Below are 20,055 nucleotides of genomic sequence, written 5' to 3'. Positions count from 1 at the left end.
TGCGTCCGGCCCGTGGGATCCGAGGATCCCCGGGCCGGGCGCGTCCCTGCAGGGCACCGGGGCGTAGCGTGGACGGGTGAGCATCCTCGACGATGCGCTCCTCGAGCGCTTCCGCACCCGCGCGGCCGACTACGACGAGCGCAACGCGTTCTGCGCGGACGACCTGGAGGAGCTGCGCTCGATCGGGTACCTGGCGCTGCTCGTCCCCGAGGAGCTCGGCGGTGCCGGCCTCGGCCTGGAGCAGGCGGCCGCCGAGCAGACGCGCCTCGCGACGGCCGCGCCCGCGACCGCGCTCGCCGTCAACATGCACCTGGTCTGGACCGGGATCGCGCGACTCCTGCTCGAGCGGGGCGACGACTCCCTCCGCTCGGTTCTCGTCGACGCCGCGACGGGTCACGTCTTCGCCTTCGGCAACAGCGAGGCGGGCAACGACCTGGTGCTCTCGGACTCGCTGACGCGGGCGGAGCCGCTCGGGGACGGCGGCTACCGCTTCACCGGCACGAAGGTCTTCACCTCCCTCGCGCCCGCCTGGACGCGGCTCGGCGTGTTCGGCCGCGACGACAGCGGGTCGGAGCCGCGGCTCGTGCACGGCTTCGTGCACCGTGAGCGCCCGGACTCGCCGGTCGCCGGGCTCGAGGTCCGCGACGACTGGGACACGCTCGGCATGCGGGCGACCCAGAGCCGCACGACGGTGCTCGACGGCGTCGTCGTCCCGGCCGAGCGGATGATCCGCTCGCTGCCCGTCGGACCGACCGCCGACCCCTTCGTCTTCGCCGTCTTCGCGGCCTTCGAGCTGCTGATCTCCTCGGTCTACCTCGGTGTCGCGCAGCGCGCGCTCGAGCTCGCCGTCGCCTCCGTCCGCCGACGGACCTCCCTCCGGGCGGGAGGGCGGCCACTGGCGGAGGACCCCGAGGTGCGGCACCGGGTGGCTGAGACCGGGATGCTGCTCGACGGGCTCGAGGCGCCCCTGCGCACGGCGGCGGCCGACGTGGACGCGCTCGTCGACCGCGGCGCGCGCTGGTTCCCCTCGCTGGTCGGGGTGAAGATCCGCACCACGGAGGGAGCGCTCCGCGTGGTCGAGAGCGCCGTCCGGATCGCGGGCGGGTCGGCGTACCAGCGCAGGTCGGAGCTCGGCCGCCTCTACCGCGACGTGCTCGCCGGGCAGTTCCACCCCTCCGACGACGCGTCGGCGCACGGCGCCTGGGCGTCGCTCCTGCTGGGACCGCTGCCGCCGCACGACTGAGGCCGGGATGGGACCCGCCGCCGCCCGAGCACGCCGGCGGGCCGCCCTGTGGAGAACTCCGACGCCCCGAGGGCGTCGCCCCCTAGTCTCGGCGGATGCTCCGCGGATCTCTGCTCGACCGGGCCGCCCTGCTCCTCGGCGCCCTGGTGCTCCTCCTGATCGGGGCCCCGCACCTCGATCGGGCGCCCGGCCTCATCCCGGTGGCGCTCGCGAGCGTGCCGCTGGTGCTGGCGGACGTGCGCGGGCACCGGCTCCCGAACGCGGTCACGCTCCCGCTGCTGGCGGTCGGAGCCGTCCTCGCGCCCACGGAGGGGACGCTTGTCGCCGTCCTCGCGACGGTGCTGTGCCTGGGCGTGCTGCACGTGGCGGGCGGGCTGGGCCTCGGCGACGTGAAGCTCCAGGCGGCCCTCGCACCGCCGCTCGCGGCTCTCGGACCCGAGCACGTTGTCGCCGCGCCCGCTGTCGGCTTCGCGGTGGCCGGGCTGTGGGTGCTCGTGCTGCGCGTCCGCGGGCGGGTCGCGTTCGGACCGTTCCTGCTCACCGGGTTCTGGCTGGTGCTCTGACGGCCCGTCTCCGCGCCGAGCGCAGGGACGGGCCGTCGGAGGGCCGGGTTCAGCCGGGGCGGGTCATCGACATGACGTCGAGGGCGCTGTCGAGCTGCTCCTCCGTCACCTCGCCGCGCTCGACGAAGCCGAGGTCCACGACCGACTCGCGGACGGTGATCCCCTTGGCGACCGAGTTCTTCGCGACCTTGGCGGCGGCCTCGTAGCCGATCACCTTGTTGAGCGGCGTGACGATCGAGGGGGAGGACTCGGCGAGGGCGCGGGCGTGCTCGACGTCGGCCTCGAGGCCGTCGACGGTCTTGTCGGCGAGCAGCACGGCGGAGTTCGCGAGCAGGCGGATCGACTCCAGCAGCGCCGTCCCCATGACGGGGATCGCGACGTTGAGCTCGAAGGCGCCCGAGGCGCCGGCCCAGGCGATGGTGGCGTCGTTGCCGATCACGCGCGCGCAGACCATGAGGACGGCCTCCGGGATCACCGGGTTCACCTTGCCGGGCATGATCGAGGATCCGGGCTGGAGGTCGGGGATCCGCAGCTCTCCGAGACCGGTGTTGGGGCCGGAGCCCATCCAGCGGAGGTCGTTGTTGATCTTGGTCAGGCTCACCGCGAGCACGCGCAGCGCTCCGGAGGCCTCGACCAGCGCGTCCCGCGCGCCCTGGGCCTCGAAGTGGTTGCGGGCCTCGGTGACGGGAAGGCCCGTCTCCTCCGCGAGGCGCGCGATGACCTTCTGCGGGAAGCCGGCGGGGGTGTTGATCCCGGTGCCGACCGCGGTGCCGCCGAGCGGGACCTCGGCGACGCGGGGGAGCGCCGACTGCACGCGCTCGATGCCGAGGCGGATCTGCGCGGCGTAGCCGCCGAACTCCTGGCCGAGCGTGACCGGGGTGGCGTCCATCAGGTGGGTGCGGCCGGCCTTGACGACCTCGGCCCACTGCTCCGCCTTGACCTCGAGCGACTCGGCGAGCTGCTCGAGCGAGGGGATCAGCGACTCGATCAGCGCGCCGGTGACGGCGACGTGGACCGAGGTGGGGAACACGTCGTTGGAGGACTGCGAGGCGTTGACGTGGTCGTTCGGGTGCACGGTGCGGCCGAGGGCCGTGGTCGCCAGCGAGCCCAGCACCTCGTTCATGTTCATGTTCGAGGACGTGCCCGAGCCGGTCTGGTAGACATCGATCGGGAAGTGCGCGTCGTAGCCGCCCCCGACGACGAGGTCGGCCGCGTCGGCGATCGCCGTGGCGATGTCGGCGTCGAGCACGCCCAGCTCGGCGTTGGCCAGCGCCGCCGCCTTCTTGATGCGGGCGAGGGCCGCGATCTGGGCCGGCTCGAGGCCCGCACCCGAGATCGGGAAGTTCTCGACCGCCCGCTGGGTCTGCGCGGCGTAGAGGGCGTCGCGGGGGACCCGCACCTCGCCCATCGTGTCGTGCTCGATGCGGAAGTCGCCGGAGTCGTCGGTCGGGGAGTGATCCACCACGCTGTGTTCGTCCTTGTCTGATCGGTTGGTGCTGTGCTGTCCGGAGCCGCTCACGCGGGATCCGATCCCACCGCGCTCGGAGCGGCGGCGGAGGAGGCCGAGCCGGAGTCGCGCTCCAGCTCGGAGACGTAGGGGCTGAGCTCGGGCGGATCGATGCCGAGCACGACATCGGACATCACGGTGCCGTCCGAGAGCCGGTAGTTGGCGCCGACGAGGGCGAGCCGCCCGGTCGCGACAGCGTCGGCGATCAGCGGGGAGCGCTGGAGCAGCTCGGCGACCGTGTCGCGCAGGTGCTCGCGGCCGACGGCCAGCGCGTCGGTCGCTGACGGGTCGACGAGCACGCGGCCGTCCGGCTGAGCGCCCACGAGGCGGCGCACCGCGGGGATGATCGGCTCGATCAGGTGCTCGATGTGCGGGGGGAGCCGCTCGGCGCCGGGCGCCTGCGACTGGATCGCCGCCCGGACCGCTCCGCACTCGTCGTGGCCGAGCACGAGCAGCACCTTCACGCCGAGGACGGCGACGCCGTACTCCAGCGAGCCGATGATGGAGTCGGCGATCACCTGGCCGGCGTTGCGGACGACGAAGAGGTCGCCGAGCCCCAGGTCGAAGATGATCTCGGCCGCGAGGCGGGAGTCGCTGCAGCCGAAGAGCGCAGCGAGCGGGGCCTGCGCGGCGGCGAGCTCGGCGCGGCGCTCGACGTCCTGGCGGGGGTGGCGGGGCTCGCCGGCGACGAAGCGCTGGTTGCCGCGGAGCATCTCCTTCCAGACCCACGCCGGCGGGCGGGACTCGCGGGGGACGGTGCTGCTGGTTCCGAGGCTCATCGGGACTCCTCCTGGCCGATCTGCGGGGTGATGGCGTCCACGACCAGGCGGATCTCGTCCGTCGGGGCCGTGCCGTAGACGAGGTAGGTGCTGGAGCCCTCCGTCGTTTCGAGTGCGTAGGGCGTGTTGCCGGTGTCGTCGCCGGAGTCGCGGTGGTCGTAGACGGTCCAGTCGCGGCCGTCGATCGTCTCGACGCCGGTCGCAGCCCGGCGGTCGAGCTGCGTCGCGACCCAGGCCGCGTCCGCGTCGAGCCCCTGGCTCAGGCCGATGTAGCCCGCCTTCGGGGTGATCAGGCCGACGTACCAGTAGTCGGTGCCGTTCTCGCGGCGGAGCTCGGCCGCGTTGGCCTTCCAGCCCTCGGGCAGGGAGGGCACGGCGAGCGTCTGCTCCTCGCCCAGCTGGACCTGCGCGGCGACGCGGGGGACGTCGACCGAGGAGAGCTCCACGGTGTCGCCGCGGGGGACGAGCAGGACGATGAGCGCCACGGCGCCGACGGTCGCGAGCAGCGAGAAGACGAGGTTGTTGACCGTCTTGCGCTGACGGTAGAGCCGGGAGTTCTCGGCCTTGCGGGCGGCCGTCTCGGCGGCCGTCTCCGGGCGCCCGAGCTCGGCGACGACCCGCGCGGGCTTCGCGCGGCTCATCCGGCGGCCGCCCCTCCGGAGCGGGCCGCGTCCAGCCGGGCGCGTGCTCCGATCAGCCACTCCTCGCAGCGGGCGGCGAGGGCCTCGCCGCGCTCCCACAGGGCGAGCGAGCGCTCGAGGGTGGAGCTGCCCTGCTCGAGCTCGGACACGACGCGGACGAGCTCGTCGCGCGCCTGCTCGTAGGAGAATCCCGAGACGTCGGAGTCGGTCGCCGGGGCGTCGGGGGAGTCGGGCATGGGTCTGATCCTATCGATCGGGGCTGAGGGGGGACGGGTGGCGCGGCGGGCTCAGGACCGGCCGGCGGGATCGCCGGTGGGCCCCTCGGAGCGGGCGCCGACGGCCCCCACCGCGAGCGTGAGGACGAGTGCGCCGCCGGCCGGTGCGTCGCCGGGCGCCCGGACGACGTGCCCGGCCGCGTTCTGGACGATCGCGTAGCCGCGGTCGAGGGTGTGCTGGGGGGAGAGGGCGCGCAGGTGGCCGTGCAGGCGCTCGACCTCGAGGTGCGCGCGCTCGAGGCGGCGGTCCACCAGCTCGGCGCCGCGCGCGACCCAGCGGGTCAGCTCCTCGGAGTGCCGGTCGACCAGCACGTGCGGCTGGGCGAGCACCGGCCGCGAGCGCAGCTGCGAGAGCCGGTCGATCTCGTGCGAGACGAGCCCGCTCACGCGGCCGGTCATCCGCAGCCGGGCCTGCTGCACGCGCAGCAGCTCGTCGGAGACGTCGGGCACGACCCTCTTCGCGGCGTCGGTGGGAGTGGAGGCGCGCAGGTCGGCGACGTCGTCGAGAAGCGGGCGGTCGGCCTCGTGGCCGATCGCGCTGACGACCGGAGTGGAGCAGGCGGCGACGGCGCGCACGAGCGCCTCGTCGCTGAAGCCGAGCAGGTTCTGGAAGTCGCCGCCTCCGCGGGCGATCACGATCACGTCGATGCTGTCGTCGGCCTCGAGGGTCCGCAGGGCCGAGAGCACCTCCGGGACCGTCCGGTCGCCCTGCACGGCCGAGTGGACCACCCGGAAGCGCACCGCCGGCCAGCGCAGCTGCGCGTTCCGCAGCACGTCCTTCTCGGCGTCCGAGTCCTTGCCGGTGATGAGGCCCACGCCGTGCGGGAGGAACGGCAGCGGCTTCTTGCGGGAGGCGTCGAACAGCCCCTCCGACGCCAGCTGCCGGCGGAGCCGCTCGAGCTTCTCCAGCAGACCGCCCAGGCCGACGTGGCGCATCTCGAAGACCTGCATCGAGAGCGTGCCGCCCTTGACCCAGTAGTTGGGCTTCACCAGCGCGATGACCCGATCGCCCTGCTTGAGGTCGGCCGGGAGGCGGCTCCGCACCGACGACCAGACGGTGAAACCGACCGTCGCGTCTCCGGACAGGTCCTTCAGCTTTCCGTAGACGTTGCCGCCGGACGCGCCCCACTGGGTGATCTCGCCCTCGACCCACGCGGTGCCGAGGCGCTCGATCCAGCCCTTGATCTTGCTGGCGAGCAGGCCGACCGGCCAGGGTGCGTCGGCGGTGGGTGGGGCGTCGGTCATCGCTGCCTCTGCTCGGAGGGACGGGGGGAGCGGGAGTGCCCTCCCGCGACGACAACGGTACGGGACGGGTCCGACACCGGGACGGCCCGGGCACAGGATGCACCACGTAGAATCAGGGGGTGAGCCAAGTCCCGATCAGCCTGCCCATGCCGCGCATGCCCCGCGCCACAGGGCGTCTGCGCGACGTCCCCGTCGAGGGCCGCAAGCGCGTCCTCCTCGCCGCGCCCCGCGGCTACTGCGCCGGAGTCGACCGCGCGGTCGTCGCCGTCGAGAAGGCCATCGAGCACTACGGTGCCCCGGTCTACGTGCGCAAGCAGATCGTGCACAACGTGCACGTCGTCTCCACGCTCGAGAGCCAGGGGGCCATCTTCGTCGACGAGGTCGACGAGGTGCCCGAGGGATCGCACATCGTCTTCAGCGCGCACGGCGTCTCACCGGCCGTCGTCCAGGGCGCGGCCGACCGCGGTCTCCAGGCGATCGACGCGACCTGCCCCCTGGTGACGAAGGTGCACCGCGAGGCCGTCCGCTTCGCGCGCGACGACTTCGAGATCCTCCTCATCGGCCACGAGGGCCACGAAGAGGTCGAGGGCACCGCGGGCGAGGCTCCCGATCACGTCACCCTCGTCGGCAGCCCCGACGACGTGCCGAACATCGTCGTGAAGGACCCGGACAAGGTCGTCTGGCTCTCGCAGACGACGCTCTCGGTCGACGAGACGATGGAGACGGTGCGCCGTCTCCGCGAGCGCTTCCCCAACCTGCAGGACCCGCCGAGCGACGACATCTGCTACGCCACGCAGAACCGCCAGGTCGCGATCAAGAAGGTCGCCGCGGGCGCCGAGCTGGTCATCGTCGTCGGCTCCGCGAACTCCTCCAACTCCGTGCGCCTCGTCGAGGTCGCCCTCGAGTACGGCGCGAAGGCCGCCTACCGGGTCGACTACGCGAGCGAGATCAAGCAGGAGTGGCTCGAGGGCATCCGCACCGTCGGCGTCACCAGCGGCGCCTCGGTGCCCGAGGTGCTCGTCCAGGAGGTCCTCGACGACCTCGCCGCCGCCGGTTACGGCGATGTCGAGGAGGTCAAGACGGCGGAGGAGGACCTGATGTTCTCGCTCCCCAAGGAGCTGCGCAAGGACGTCGCCGGCAAGCGCGACGCCCGCGGCGTCGGTGGACGCATCAGCGCGGGAGCGGGCGCCTAGAGCGTTCCGGCCCGGACACGGAAGAGGCCGCCCTCCCTCGGGAGCGGCGGCCTCTTCCGTGTGCGGTGGAACGGGGATCGACGCTAGACGTCGGTGCCGGCGCCGCCCTGCGAGCCCGACATGCGCGTGACGTACTCCGCGAACGTCGGGTCGCCCAGGATGGCGATCGCCGCGACGATCAGGGAGAGCAGCACGGTCGCCGCGATCCCGAGGATCGGGACGAGCACGGCGCGCTTGCCGGCGCGGAGCCGCCGGATCGAGATCCACACCGCGAAGGCGACGATCAGCGACTGCGCGAGCGCCACCACGACGCCGAGGATCCGTGCGAGCTCCGGCGACGCGTAGGTGCCGATGCCCTGGGAGCGGTAGAGCTCCTGGAGGGTCGTCGCGAAGCTCGAGGGGTCGAGCAGCGTCGGCACGGCGAAGAACACGCCGAGCGCGAGCAGCACGATCGTGAGCAGGCGGTCGACGGGATGCGCGACCGGCTTCGCGGCCGGAGCGGTCGCGGGCCTCGGATCGGTCTCCGACCCCCGTGGGTCGGGGACGACCACGGCGTCCTCCGGCGGCTGCCACGACCAGCCGGGCGGCGCGTACTCGCCGTACTGCGGCTCCGGACGCCTGTCGCCCGGCTGATCGTGTGCGTTCGTCACGGAGCGGTGCCCTACTTCCCGGAGTTCCCGGCCGAGCCGAGCTGACGGGTCGCCTCGGCGACGCGCGCGGCCATCGCGGTCTCGGCGATCTTGCCCCACGAGCGCGGGTCGTAGACCTTCTTGTTGCCGACCTCGCCGTCGACCTTGAGGAAGCCGTCGTAGTTCTTCAGCACGGTGTCCGCGACGGAGCGGCTGAACGCGTACTGCGTGTCGGTGTCGATGTTCATCTTGACGACGCCGTTGCGGACCGCCTCGGCGATCTCCTCGTCGGTCGAGCCCGAGCCGCCGTGGAAGACGAGATCGAGGGGGAGCGCGCCGGTGCCGTACTTCGCCTGCAGGCCGTCCTGGATCTCGCGGAGCAGCTCCGGGCGCAGGCGGACGTTGCCCGGCTTGTAGACGCCGTGGACGTTGCCGAAGGTCAGGGCGGCCATGTAGCGGCCCTGCTCGCCGAAGCCGAGGGCCTCGACGGTCGCGATCGCGTCGTCGAGCGTGGTGTAGAGGTGCTCGTTGATGTCGTGCGAGACGCCGTCCTCCTCGCCGCCGACGACACCGATCTCGACCTCGAGGATGGCGTTGATGTTCTTGACGCGCGGGAGGATCTCCTTCGCGATGGCGAGGTTCTCGTCGAGCGGGATCGCGGAGCCGTCCCACATGTGCGACTGGAACAGCGGCTCGCGACCGGCCTTGACCTCCTCCTCGGAGGCGGCGATCAGCGGGTAGACGAAGCCCTCGAGCGCGTTCTGCGGGCAGTGGTCGGTGTGGAGCGCGACCGTGACCGGGTAGTTCTTGGCGACCTCGGTCGCGAACCTCGCGAAGGCGATCGCGCCTGCCGCGCGGTTCTTCACGGTGTGGCCGGCGAAGTAGTCCGCGCCTCCGGTGGTGACCTGGATGATGCCGTCCGAGCCCGCCTCGGTGAGGCCCTGGAGGACCGCGTTGATCGTCTGCGACGACGAGACGTTGAACGCCGGGTAGGCGAAGCCGCCCGCCTTCGCCTTGTCGAGCATCTCTGCGTACTGGTCCGGGGTAGCGACGGGCATGGCATCTCCTTTGACGGATGAACGAAGGGGGGTCGGGCGAGGCCCGCGTCGCGGACGAGTCTAGCGAGGCGCCCCTCCGCGGTCCCTCCGCCCGTGGAGGGCCCTGGACTAGGCTTCGGGCAGGGATGGGGATCCGCTCCGCGGGTCCTGCGACGACGTGCACGAACTCGACGACGAAGGACTCCGCTCTGTGATCGACAACGACTCGCTCTACCTCCACCCCGACCGCAACCTCGGCATGGAGCTCGTCCGCGCCACCGAGGCCGCCGCGATCCGCGCCGTGCCCTTCATCGGCAAGGGCGACAAGAACGCCGCCGACGGCGCAGCGGTCGATGCCATGCGCACCTTCCTCGGGACCGTGAACTTCGACGGAGTCGTCGTGATCGGCGAGGGCGAGAAGGACAACGCGCCCATGCTCTTCAACGGCGAGCACGTCGGCAACGGCTCGGGGCCCGCCGCCGACATCGCCGTCGACCCGATCGACGGCACCTCGCTGACCGCCGCCGGGCGCCAGAACGCGCTCTCGATGATCGCCGTCGCCGACCGCGGCGCGATGTTCGACCCCTCCGCCGTGTTCTACATGGAGAAGATCGTCACCGGGCCCGAGGGCGTCGGGATCATCGACATCCAGCGCCCGATCGGCGAGAACATCCGCGCCCTGGCCCGCGCCAAGCGCAAGCCCGTCGAGGAGATGCGCATCGCGGTGCTCGACCGCCCGCGCCACGCTCAGCTGATCGAGGACATCCGTGCGGCCGGAGCCGGCACGCGCCTCCTGCTCGACGGCGACGTCGCGGGCGGCATCAACGCCGCTCGCCACGACTCCCGACTCGACATGTGCGTCGGCACCGGAGGCACGCCCGAGGGCATCATCACGGCCTGCGCCATCCGCGCGCTCGGGGGAGTCATCCAGGGCATCCTCCGCCCGAAGGACGACGACGAGCGCCAGCGTGCCATCGACGCCGGGCACGACCTCGACCGCGTCCTCCACGCCAACGACCTCGTCCGCAGCGACAACACCTACTTCGTCGCGACCGGAGTGACGAACGGCGGGCTCGTGAAGGGCGTGCGCAAGGAGGGCCACGTCATCACGACGGAGTCCATCGTGCTGCGCTCCCGCTCGGGCACCATCCGCCGCGTGACCGCCCAGCACCTCGCGGAGAAGTGGGTCTAGGCCGTCACGCTCTCTCAGAGACGCCGCACTGCTGCCGAGGCGCCGCCCCGCTGACGGCGCACTCGTCGAGGACGGCGGCGTCTCGGCGTGCAGGACGCGGAAGGACACCGGCCTCGGTCACCGAGGCGAGCGGGCGGGGCCGCGGCGGGTCTCGAGACGCCTCGCGGGCGCTCCTCCGCCGAGCCGCGGAGGTGGAGCGCCGTCGCGAGCTGCGGTCGTCCGGGTGTCGAGCCGGATGGACGGCGCCGCTCGCGCCCGGCCTGCACGCCCGGTGCTCGCTCAGCGGGGACCCGGGACCCTACGCGCTCCGCTCGGACTCGTCGTCCGCGGCGAGCAGCTCGACGGCGGTGAGGCGGCGCGGCGAGGAGGCGACTCCTCCGACCGGGGCGATGACGCGCGACTCGTCGAGGGAGTCGAACTGGCGTGCGGTGACCAGCACGCGGCTCTCGAGCGAGCCGGCGAAGGCGTTGTAGGAGTCGACCGTCTTCTCGAGCGAGCGGCGCAGGCCCTCGGCGTGGTCGGCGAGGGTGCCGAGACGGGCGTAGAGCGTCTTGCCGAGGTCGAGCAGGCGCTTGGCGTCGTCGGTGAGCACGTCCTGCTGCCAGGTGTAGGCGACGGTCTTCAGCACCGACCACAGGGTCACGGGCGAGGCGAGGGCGACGCGCTTGCGGAACGCGTACTCGAGCAGGCTCGGGTCGGCGTCGAGCGCGCTCGCGAGCAGCGGCTCGCTCGGCACGAACGCGATGACGAACTCGGGGCTCGCCGGGAGACCGGTCCAGTAGGAGCGGGCGGCCAGCGCGTCCACATGGCCGCGGAGGGCGCGGACGTGCGCGCGCAGGAGCCCCGCGCGCCGCGCCTCCTCCTCTCCGCCGGCGCCCGCGGGGATCGCGCTCGCCTCCAGGTACGCGTCGAACGGCACCTTGGCGTCCACCGCGATCGCCTTGCCGCCGGGCAGGCGGACCACCATGTCGGCGCGGCCGCGGCCCGCCTCGCCCTCGAGCCCGAACTGCACGTCGAAGTCGACCCGCTGGGTGAGCCCGGCGGCCTCGACGACGTTCCGCAGCTGCGTCTCGCCCCAGGCGCCGCGGCTCGTGGTGGAGCGGAGCGCGGAGGCGAGGGTCTCCGTCGTCGAGCGCAGCTGCTCGCCCGCCGCCCGCTGTCCCTCGAGCTGCTCGGTGATCGCCCCGAACTGGGCGGCGCGCTCGCGCTCGAGCCGGCCGACCGCCTCCTGCATGCCGCGCAGGCTCTCGGCGACGGGGGAGAGCGTCTGCAGGATGCGCGCGTCGTGCCGCTCGCGCTCGGCGACGACGCGCAGCTGCTCCTGGAGCTCGCGGATCTGGTCGCGGGCGGAGCCGAGGTGCTCGCGGTGCTGCTCGACGACGGCCTCGTGGCGCTCCTCCAGGCCCTCCGCGCGTGCGCGGGCCGTCGCGAGGTCGAGGGCGAGGGCGGCGTCGGGCGTGCGGGAGCGGGCGAGGAGGACGGCCACGACTCCCGCGAGGAGCGCACCGACCACCAGGCCGAGGACGAAGGAGAGATCCATGCCGCCGATGACACCACGCACCTCCGACATCGAGCGATCGACGCGCCACGACCACCGAACGAGGGCCAGGACGCCCTGCGACCGCCTCGTAGACTTCGCGATCATGGGGAATCACCACCGCTCATCGCGCCTGCTCACGGCCGCGCTCGCTCTCGCCGTCGGGCTCGGCACCGCCCTCGTCCCGATCACCTCCGCCTCCGCCGCCGAGGACGCGCCGTCGACCGTCTCGGTCGAGACCGGCGCTCTCGACGCGTCCCTCGACCGCGCCGACCTCGGCGTCCCGGACCAGTCGACGCAGTACAGCGCCGAGGAGACGAAGAGCTTCCGCGCCGGCTTCATCGTCAGCGACGCCCAGTTCTTCGACGGCGACGCGCTGAGCACCGGTCAGGTGCAGTCGCTCCTGAACGAGAAGGGCAGCCGCTGCTCCACCGCCGGCACCGCCCCCTGCCTCAAGAACTTCTCGCAGGCGACTCCGTCGAAGGCGGCGGACGCGATGTGCAGCGCCTACCAGGGCTCCGGCAGCGAGTCGTCGGCCTCGATCTTCACGCGCGTCGGCCTGGCCTGCGGCATCAACCCGCTCGCCCTGGTCGTGCTCGTGCAGAAGGAGCGGAGCCTCGTCACCGACGCGACGCCGAGCCCCGAGGACTACGCCAAGGCGACCGGCTACAACTGCCCGGACACCGCGGCGTGCGACCCCGGCTCGGCGGGCTTCTTCACGCAGGTCTACAGCGCGGCCCGCCAGTTCAAGCGCTACGCCAACCCGCCCGGCTCCGGCTCGAACTTCACCACCTACGCTCCGGGCACGACGCCGAACGTCGCCTACTACCCGAGCACCGCGTGCGGCTCCTCGCCGGTCACCATCCGCAACCAGGCCACGGCCGACCTCTACTACTACACGCCGTACCAGCCCAACGACTACGCGCTCACCGGCTCCGGCAACGCGGCCTGCGCGACCTACGGCAACATCAACTTCTGGTACCTCTTCAGCGACTGGAACCCGAACGGCACCCTGGCCAACGCCGGGATCGCCCCCGCGGGACGCGTCGACGCCCCGCGCATCTCGGGCAGCACGCTGAGCGTGTCCGGCTGGGCCGTCGACCCGACGACGCAGCAGGCCGCGCTGACCACGACGGTCACGGTGACCGGCCCCGACGGCACCCGCACGGTCCGCACGCAGACCGCGAACGGCGACCGCGGCGACATCCCGGGCGAGTACTCCGTCGCCGGCCGCGCCCACGGCTTCGGCGCCACCACGCCCGTCTCGGCACCCGGCACCTACCAGGTCTGCGTCTCCGCCGACTCCGTCGACTGGAACCGCTGGGTCGGCACGGGCGACTCCCGGGGCCCCGGCCGGAAGGATCTCGGCTGCTCGTCCGTGAGCACGTCGGCCGGGATCGACGTCTTGCGTCTGGCCGGCACCGACCGCCAGGGCACCGCCGTCGCGATCTCGAAGGCCGTCTTCGGCCCGAACGTCCCCGTCGTCTACATCGCGACCGGCGCGAACTTCCCCGACGCGCTGAGCGCCGCCCCGGTCGCGGCCAAGCAGAAGGGTCCGCTGCTCCTGGTCGACCGCGACTCGATGTCGCAGCCCGTTCGCGACGAGCTCAGCCGGCTCAAGCCGGCGAGGATCGTCGTGGTCGGCTCCCCACTGAGCGTCGGCGTCGGCCTGCTGAACCAGCTGAGGTCCTACTCGCCGACGGTGGACCGCATCGGAGGGAAGGACCGCTACGACACGTCCAGGCTCATCATCCAGAGCGCGTTCCCGAGCGGCTCGTCGCGCGCCTGGCTGGCGACCGGCGAGAAGTTCCCGGACGCGCTCGGCGCGAGCGCCGCAGCCGGCTCGGTGAACGCTCCCGTCGTCCTGGTCAACGGCACCGGCAGCACGGCCGACGCCGTGACGAAGGGCATCCTCTCGAAGCTCAAGGTGCAGAACCTCACCATCGCGGGCAGCCCCCTGTCGGTGAGCGAGGGGATCAAGAACTCGCTTCCGGTGCCGACGATCACCCGCATCGGCGGAGTCGACCGCTACGACACCTCGGAGCAGCTGAACCGGGCAGCCTTCTCGAGGGCCGAGACCGTGTTCCTGGCGACGGGCGAGAACTTCCCCGACGCCCTCGCCGGAGCCACGGCGGCGGGCTACTCGAACAGCCCGCTGTTCGCCGTGCCGACGAACTGCGTGCCCCGCGCCGTCCTGACCGACATCGCGAAGTCGGGAGCTCAGCGGGTCGTCCTCCTCGGCGGTCCCACCACCCTCTCGGAGGACGTCGCGCGGCTCACCCCCTGCGGCTGATCGCCCGCGGCCCCGCCACTAGCGTGGAGGGATGACCCCGACCGCACCGTCCCCGACCGGCGTCCGACGCCGGCGGGGCGGTGCGGTCGTCGTCGTCGGGGCGCTGGTGGCGCTCCTGCTGGGAGGCTCCGTCGACGGCACGCGCCTCGCAGCGGTGCCGTCCGAGCCGCAGACCGTCCGGCTGTGGACCTTCCTCCAGCCGGGCCCCGTCGCGGCCGACTTCGACCCGGGCGACCTGATCTCCGACGAGGTCTTCTTCGCCGGCGACGCGCTCGGACCGCTCACGGTGCAGGCGTTCCTCGACGCCCGCGTCCCCGACTGCGCTGGCGGGCCGGTGCCGTGCCTGCGCGACTACGCCGAGGACACCGCGGCGATCACGGCCGACGAGCAGTGCGACGCGCTGCCCGCCGGACGCGACGTCCCGGCCGCGGAGATCATCACCTCGGTCGCCGGCGCGTGCGGCGTGAATCCGGCCGTCCTCCTGGTGCTGCTGCAGAAGGAGCAGTCGCTCGTGACCGATCCGGAGCCGAGCGAGCGGCAGTTCCGCAGTGCCACGGGCTACGGCTGCCCGGACACCGCCGACTGCGACACGGACTCCTACGGCTTCGCGGCGCAGGTGTACGGAGCGGCGTGGCAGTTCCAGCGCTACCGGAATCCGGACTCGAGCTTCGACTGGTACCCGGTCGGCGCGGCCAGCGACGTCCGCTACTCCCCGGACGAGTCCTGCGGCACCGCCCCGGTGACGATCGCCAACGCGGCCACGGCGGGTCTCTACTACTACACGCCGTACCAGCCGAACGCGGCGGCGCTCGCGAACCTCTACGGCGAGGGCGACGACTGCTCGGCCTACGGGAACCGGAACTTCTGGCGCATCTTCAGCACCTGGTTCGGCGACCCCCGCGGCTGAGCCGATCGTCTCGAGCCGGCTCGGCATGACGGACGTCAGGCGGCGACGGGGGCCTTCGGGCGCAGGCGCTTCACGGAGACGCCGGCCAGCTCGCCGAGCTCGGCCATGCTCGCGGCGCCGTGCCGCCGGGCCGCGTGCACGACGATCGCGGCGCACGCCTCGGCGTCGGCCGACGCGTCGTGGTGGCGGAAGTCCTCGAAGCCCGCGGCCATGGCGACGACGGGGAGGCGGTAGGAGTCGAGCTCGTACGTCTTGCGGGCGAGCTGCAGCGAGCAGAGGTAGTCGTACTCGGGGTGCTCGAGGGAGGTCGCCGCGCAGGCTGCGCGGATGACGCCCATGTCGAAGCCGGCGTTGTGCGCGACGAACACGTCCTCGCCGGCGAAGGCCGCCAGGTCGGCGAACTGGTCGACCCAGGAGGCGGCGGCGTGCACGTCGTGCTTGCGGATGCCGTGGATCCGCGTGTTCCACTCGAGGAAGTCGTCGTACCCCAACGGCGGGCGGATGAGCCAGCCGGCGCGGTCGACGACGCGGCCGTCGCGGACCTTGACGAGCCCGACGGAGCAGGCGGAGGCCCCGTGCGAGTTGGCGGTCTCGAAGTCGATGGCGGTGAAGTCGATGGGCACGCTCCAGCCTCTCACGCACCTTCGACGCCGCCGGGAGCGCCGCGCGCGCGTCGCCCCGAGCGGCCGGGAGCACCCGCCGGCCGCGGGCCGGGCGCCTCCCGTTCCTCTCCGCCCGCCCGCCCGGCCCTTCCGCCGCCACGCCGTAGGATGTTTACCCGTGGCTCTCACTATCGCAATCGTCGGTCTCCCCAACGTCGGCAAGTCGACGCTCTTCAACGCACTGACCAAGAACACGGTGCTCGCGGCGAACTACCCGTTCGCGACGATCGAGCCGAACGTGGGTGTGGTGAACCTGCCCGACTCCCGCCTCGAGGTGCTCGCCGGGATCTTCGGCTCCGAGCGCATCCTCCCGGCGCCCGTCTCCTTCGTCGACATCGCCGGCATCGTGCGCGGCGCGTCCGAGGGCGAGGGCCTGGGCAACAAGTTCCTCGCGAACATCCGCGAGGCCGACGCCATCGCGCAGGTCATCCGCGGCTTCGAGGACTCCGACGTCGTCCACGTCGACGGCAAGGTCGACGCCGCCAGCGACATGGAGACGATCAACACCGAGCTGGTCCTCGCCGATCTCCAGACCCTCGAGAAGGCCGAGGCCCGCTACGAGAAGGAGCTCAAGGGGAGGAAGATCGAGCCGATCGTGGTCGAGACCGCGAAGAAGGCGCGCGAGTTCCTCGACCAGGGCAAGCCGCTGTCGGCCTCCTCGATCGATCTGGAGCCGATCCGCGAGCTGGGCCTGCTGACCGCCAAGCCCTTCATCTACGTCTTCAACGTCGACGAGGCCGTGCTGACCGACGACGCCCGGAAGGCAGAGCTCGCAGCCCTGGTCGCGCCGGCGAAGGCGATCTTCCTCGACGCGAAGATCGAGTCCGAGCTGATCGACCTCGACGAGGCCGACGCCGCCGAGATGCTCGAGTCGACCGGCCAGACGGAGTCGGGCCTCAACCAGCTCGCGACCATCGGCTTCGACACCCTGGGCCTCCAGACGTACCTCACGGCCGGCCCGAAGGAGACGCGCGCCTGGACCATCGGGAAGGGCTGGACCGCGCCCCAGGCCGCCGGTGTCATCCACACCGACTTCCAGAAGGGCTTCATCAAGGCCGAGATCATCTCGTTCGACGACCTCGTCGAGACCGGCTCGATCGCCGAGGCCCGCGCGAAGGGCAAGGCCCGCATCGAGGGCAAGGACTACGTCATGCAGGACGGCGACGTCGTGGAGTTCCGCTTCAACGTGTGATCCCTCTCCCGCCCCTTCGAAGATTCTTGCTCACATCTTTCTTCCGGCGCTGGCAGTAGGACTGGTCTGGTCGTTAGGGCGGATGACAAGGCGGGCTCGACGGGTTGAGTGCGATGCAGTGCGTGGCAGGTTTTCCGCGAAGGCTTGATTTCTATATCTATGACTGCCGAGTGTGCCTTGAGAGTTCTTGCGTTGCGTCGCCCGGTGACGTGTTCTAGGGGCTCAACTTCTCGTCAGGCGCAACGCCGGTCCTTTATTCATACTCGATCTAGGGAGATCCCATGGCGAATAAGGCGCGCCCTGAGGAGTTACATGCGTTGGCAATCGCCGAAAGGGTGCTCGGAATAGAACTTATTCACACGGACTCGAATGGTCAGGTCGATTTACAGAGCGCTGACCCAGTAGGAAGCCTTGACGGCGAGGTGGCAATCGAGGTCACGACGGTGACCTCGCAAGAACGAATTGCGACCCTGAAGCGGCTTCGCAAGACTATAGAAGAGCGAGCAAGTAAGATCCCGGGCAACCTACCTCCGGTAGTGCTTGAGAATTGCTGGATAGTCCTGGCGCCGGACACGCAGCCGAATGTTCACAAGACGGTTCGGCTAGCGGAGAAGCATTTGGCGCTGTTGGAAAAGCACAATGTGTCGCGCTTTGATTCATTGCAGATTGCGCGGAGGCCGCAAGGCGGCGGTTCGGGCGCCAAAGAGCTGGATGGGGCGTACGCCAGGCTTGCGCAACTTGGCATCCAATTGGCGAGCGTGGTCGCTGGTTGCGAGCGGGAAGTGGAACGCGACGGATCGCCTCATCGGCATAAAGCGGTCTTCTCCCTCGGCAGCGGAGGATCTGCGTCAGGGAGCAATGAGAGCGTCGGACTTCTCTGCCAGGCGTTGGCTGGTCGGTCAGACAATTTGCAAAAGCTGCACATAAGCGGCGCAAAGCGTCGTCACCTTTTCGTCTGGGTTGACGATGACACGCAATTTAGCATCGCTAGGCCCCTTGCGCGGATCGAGCCAGAAGAGGGCGACGGTGGTCAATTCGGTCTACCTACCGTAGCGCCTAACCTCGGCCCTTCAGTCACAGACTTGTGGGTGGTCCACTCAAGGTCGTTGCGCGGTTGGTACTGGGATTCCGAATCTTGGCGGTCGCTCGAAAAGCCCGTTACGGTCAGGCCTGAGGCAGACTAACGATCTCGCCGGTTCGATTTACGCCTGCGGGCTCCGGTAAGGTATCGCCGTCTCTTTGCTTGTTAGGTGTGAGTTGAATCAGGACTCGGCATTCAAGGTGGGAGAAGTGACGCGTCAAGGGCTAGAACAATTCCTATTCAGCAGCTCGTGACAGCGATCCCTCGCTATAAAATTGGACGGAGCGCCCGAGTGTCGAGTGTTTATTTCGGGTCAAGGAGTTCACATAAATATGCCACTAGTCGCACAATGGAATCGCGATATTGCTGCATCTGAGGAATGCCGACTCCGCTGTCACCTCCATGGGAAATGTTGTCGCGAAGCTTACCGACACTGTGCAATGCCTCTACCTCGTCTGGAAGTTTCTGGATAAGAGCATCCCACCACTCAGGGTTTAGCGAATCAAGAGTTTCCTTCAGTTTTGTCTGGTTGATTCCCCAAAGTTTTCCCATCCGACCCTCGACAAATCGATGCACCGTAGCTGTCGACTGTTTCCGCGCATGCGCAGAGACAAGGTCCTTTACAGATTGTTCAGCAAATCCGGCAAGGCGAATGCAAAGATACCGGGCGTAGTGAGCCCGAGCTTCGCTGCCGACGTCCGCGCCATCGATCAATGCGAAGACGCTATCGAGCTTCTTTTGCTGACTGCTAACCTCGTCAGCGCCGTATAGCCGGGGCATTGGGGTCTAAACCTTGAAGGTGGTGGTGGCGCGGTCGAGGCGCAGGTTAACATAATCCTCATCCGAAGTCCGAAAAGTAGTAGCATTCGTAAATTCGTCGTCGTCAATGAGCTGGCGGTACATCGATTGCAGTTGCCCTTGCGTGAAAGGGTGACCGCTAGCAATGCGTCGCATCACACCCACGAGCACCGAGTCTGCGACCGCAACATTCAGCGCTCTCTCTGGCCGGAACGCCGGCTTCCCAATTTCGGCGTCGATGAGTCGCACTGCGTCAAGGAATAAACGGCCGAGTCCACTGTCGAACAGCAGGGCATCCTGCCTGTGGTCACCGAGATACTGATTGAGAAAAGTCTTCAGTGGCTTGCGGTATTTGGCTTGCCATTCATAGAGCGCGAGGGTTCGAAGAATCAATTCGTGATCGCGGAAGCGAGTTGAGCGAGGACCGTAAAGGCTGCGCCAGGAGCTGTCCTCGTTCAGTCGAGCTATACCGCGCAGAAAAGATCCCTCGTACAATGCAATTCGAATCTCCTGGGGTTGTAAAGGGCTGCCGCCGGTATTTAGCCGTTCATAAATTGAGTAGATGGCATTTTGAGATACATCTGTCGACTCGTCGCGAAGGACGGTGGCGTGAATTATGCTATCGTCAAGACGCCGTCTGTCTTCTGGTCGAAGGTCTTTGTATGACTGCCCGTCGAGCGGTGGTTGAACGCCAATTAGTCGAAACGTCCGGTCATCGATCGAACCTTTATAGAAGTGCTGTAAAGATCGAAGTCGCTGCTGGCCGTCAAGCACAAGAAGGCGATTGTCTCGATCCTTAACTAAGAAGATGCCCGGCACTGGAAGGCCAAGCAGGAGGCTCTCGATAAACCGGCTCATCTGAGTCTTGCGCCAGACAAATCCTCGCTGAAATGCTCCGACGTCCAAGCCCGGCTGGGATGGCTCGAAGGACGGGACAATAATATCTCCTTTATCCATCCGGCGGATGAGTCCCTCAACGTCGTAATCTGCGCCGTAAGAGGTAATTTCGTACGTTGTCGCGACAATTTCCTCATTTGCGTCGATATCGAACAGTTCGACAACCTCGTTCTCGTTGTTCTCATCGACGGAGGCACGAGGCGACAAAGGCTCGGTGCTGTTGGGTTCTGTCATGCAGTCAGGCTAGCCATCGTTGCGCATCGGCTCCAGGCTCGACAGAACCGTCCCGCGGCGAGCTCGGGGTGCTACGAGGATGATCGGGCTCTGAGGTGGTTGACGTTGGAGCGTCGTGGAGTTCCGCTTCAACGTGTAGGACGGCCGCGC

General features: G+C 69.8%; 19 protein-coding genes. 7 read left to right on the top strand and 12 right to left on the bottom strand.

The features are described 5' to 3' along the window. Positions 1-76: 76 nt before the first annotated feature. A complete protein-coding gene (locus C5C44_RS01580) occupies positions 77-1,243 on the top strand; it encodes an acyl-CoA dehydrogenase family protein (protein ID WP_104335134.1) in 1,167 nt (388 codons plus the stop codon). A 95-nt stretch (positions 1,244-1,338) separates the two neighbouring features. Continuing rightward, positions 1,339-1,806, top strand: a complete 468-nt coding sequence (locus tag C5C44_RS01575) for a prepilin peptidase (RefSeq protein WP_104335133.1) — start codon at positions 1,339-1,341, stop codon at positions 1,804-1,806. A 49-nt stretch (positions 1,807-1,855) separates the two neighbouring features. Here the strand turns inward: C5C44_RS01575 and C5C44_RS01570 are convergent, their stop codons facing one another. Genes C5C44_RS01570 through xseA form a run of 5 tightly spaced genes read right to left on the bottom strand, consistent with a single transcriptional unit; the run spans position 1,856 to position 6,253 of the window. After that, positions 1,856-3,271, bottom strand: a complete 1,416-nt coding sequence (locus C5C44_RS01570) for an aspartate ammonia-lyase (protein ID WP_104335132.1) — start codon at positions 3,269-3,271, stop codon at positions 1,856-1,858. 50 nt (positions 3,272-3,321) lie between these two features. Continuing rightward, a complete protein-coding gene (locus tag C5C44_RS01565) occupies positions 3,322-4,092 on the bottom strand; it encodes a carbonic anhydrase (protein ID WP_208543312.1) in 771 nt (256 codons plus the stop codon). Then, complete coding sequence (locus tag C5C44_RS01560; protein ID WP_104225525.1) at positions 4,089-4,733, bottom strand: DUF4245 domain-containing protein; 645 nt, start codon at positions 4,731-4,733, stop codon at positions 4,089-4,091. The genes C5C44_RS01565 and C5C44_RS01560 overlap by 4 nt, the downstream gene beginning before the upstream one ends. Continuing rightward, positions 4,730-4,969: an exodeoxyribonuclease VII small subunit gene (locus C5C44_RS01555; RefSeq protein ID WP_104224418.1), complete on the bottom strand. Its 240-nt coding sequence runs from the start codon at positions 4,967-4,969 to the stop codon at positions 4,730-4,732. The genes C5C44_RS01560 and C5C44_RS01555 overlap by 4 nt, the downstream gene beginning before the upstream one ends. A 51-nt stretch (positions 4,970-5,020) precedes the next feature. Next, on the bottom strand, positions 5,021-6,253 hold the full coding sequence (xseA, locus tag C5C44_RS01550; protein WP_104335131.1) for an exodeoxyribonuclease VII large subunit: 1,233 nt from the start codon (positions 6,251-6,253) through the stop codon (positions 5,021-5,023). A 146-nt stretch (positions 6,254-6,399) separates the two neighbouring features. On the opposite strand from xseA, the gene C5C44_RS01545 reads away from it, so the two are divergent. Beyond that, positions 6,400-7,446 carry a 4-hydroxy-3-methylbut-2-enyl diphosphate reductase gene (locus tag C5C44_RS01545; RefSeq protein ID WP_104225527.1) on the top strand — a complete coding sequence of 349 codons (1,047 nt, stop codon included), beginning with the start codon at positions 6,400-6,402 and terminating at the stop codon, positions 7,444-7,446. An 83-nt stretch (positions 7,447-7,529) separates the two neighbouring features. On the opposite strand, the gene C5C44_RS01540 is transcribed toward C5C44_RS01545, so the two are convergent. Together C5C44_RS01540 and fbaA are read right to left on the bottom strand one after the other, a co-directional pair. Beyond that, positions 7,530-8,096 carry a DUF6264 family protein gene (locus tag C5C44_RS01540; protein WP_104224415.1) on the bottom strand — a complete coding sequence of 189 codons (567 nt, stop codon included), beginning with the start codon at positions 8,094-8,096 and terminating at the stop codon, positions 7,530-7,532. A gap of 11 nt (positions 8,097-8,107) precedes the next feature. Beyond that, entirely contained in the window at positions 8,108-9,133 is a 1,026-nt protein-coding gene (gene fbaA / locus C5C44_RS01535; protein ID WP_104224414.1) for a class II fructose-bisphosphate aldolase, read from the bottom strand. Positions 9,134-9,371: 238 nt separating this feature from the next. On the opposite strand from fbaA, the gene glpX reads away from it, so the two are divergent. Continuing rightward, positions 9,372-10,304, top strand: a complete 933-nt coding sequence (gene glpX, locus C5C44_RS01530) for a class II fructose-bisphosphatase (protein ID WP_097165697.1) — start codon at positions 9,372-9,374, stop codon at positions 10,302-10,304. 298 nt (positions 10,305-10,602) lie between these two features. Here the strand turns inward: glpX and C5C44_RS01525 are convergent, their stop codons facing one another. Then, entirely contained in the window at positions 10,603-11,844 is a 1,242-nt protein-coding gene (locus C5C44_RS01525; RefSeq protein ID WP_219812324.1) for a DNA recombination protein RmuC, read from the bottom strand. 103 nt (positions 11,845-11,947) lie between these two features. Here C5C44_RS01525 and C5C44_RS01520 point away from each other — a divergent pair, with 103 nt between their 5' ends. Continuing rightward, on the top strand, positions 11,948-14,134 hold the full coding sequence (locus tag C5C44_RS01520; protein ID WP_104335130.1) for a cell wall-binding repeat-containing protein: 2,187 nt from the start codon (positions 11,948-11,950) through the stop codon (positions 14,132-14,134). 31 nt (positions 14,135-14,165) lie between these two features. Continuing rightward, positions 14,166-15,041, top strand: a complete 876-nt coding sequence (locus tag C5C44_RS01515; RefSeq protein ID WP_104317616.1) for a hemagglutinin — start codon at positions 14,166-14,168, stop codon at positions 15,039-15,041. Positions 15,042-15,076: 35 nt separating this feature from the next. Here the strand turns inward: C5C44_RS01515 and C5C44_RS01510 are convergent, their stop codons facing one another. Further along, positions 15,077-15,664: an exonuclease domain-containing protein gene (locus tag C5C44_RS01510; protein WP_104224410.1), complete on the bottom strand. Its 588-nt coding sequence runs from the start codon at positions 15,662-15,664 to the stop codon at positions 15,077-15,079. Positions 15,665-15,821: 157 nt separating this feature from the next. Between C5C44_RS01510 and ychF the strand changes: the two genes are divergently transcribed. Next, positions 15,822-16,895: a redox-regulated ATPase YchF gene (gene ychF / locus C5C44_RS01505; RefSeq protein ID WP_104222958.1), complete on the top strand. Its 1,074-nt coding sequence runs from the start codon at positions 15,822-15,824 to the stop codon at positions 16,893-16,895. Positions 16,896-17,794: 899 nt separating this feature from the next. Here ychF and C5C44_RS17275 read toward each other — a convergent pair. The 3 genes from C5C44_RS17275 to C5C44_RS01500 form a co-directional block, all read right to left on the bottom strand. Beyond that, on the bottom strand, positions 17,795-17,929 hold the full coding sequence (locus C5C44_RS17275) for a hypothetical protein (RefSeq protein ID WP_258066607.1): 135 nt from the start codon (positions 17,927-17,929) through the stop codon (positions 17,795-17,797). Between the two features lie 350 nt (positions 17,930-18,279). Then, a complete protein-coding gene (locus tag C5C44_RS17505) occupies positions 18,280-18,756 on the bottom strand; it encodes a HEPN domain-containing protein (RefSeq protein WP_146084283.1) in 477 nt (158 codons plus the stop codon). Positions 18,757-18,762: 6 nt separating this feature from the next. Further along, positions 18,763-19,905: a DUF262 domain-containing protein gene (locus C5C44_RS01500; protein WP_104335129.1), complete on the bottom strand. Its 1,143-nt coding sequence runs from the start codon at positions 19,903-19,905 to the stop codon at positions 18,763-18,765. Between the last annotated feature and the right edge of the window lie 150 nt (positions 19,906-20,055).

The organism is Rathayibacter sp. AY1F6, from assembly GCF_002932035.1.
In the GTDB taxonomy this organism is placed as follows: Bacteria; Actinomycetota; Actinomycetes; order Actinomycetales; family Microbacteriaceae; genus Rathayibacter.
Note: the sequence above shows the minus strand (reverse complement) of the source record. Positions and strands in the feature narration are given on the sequence as shown.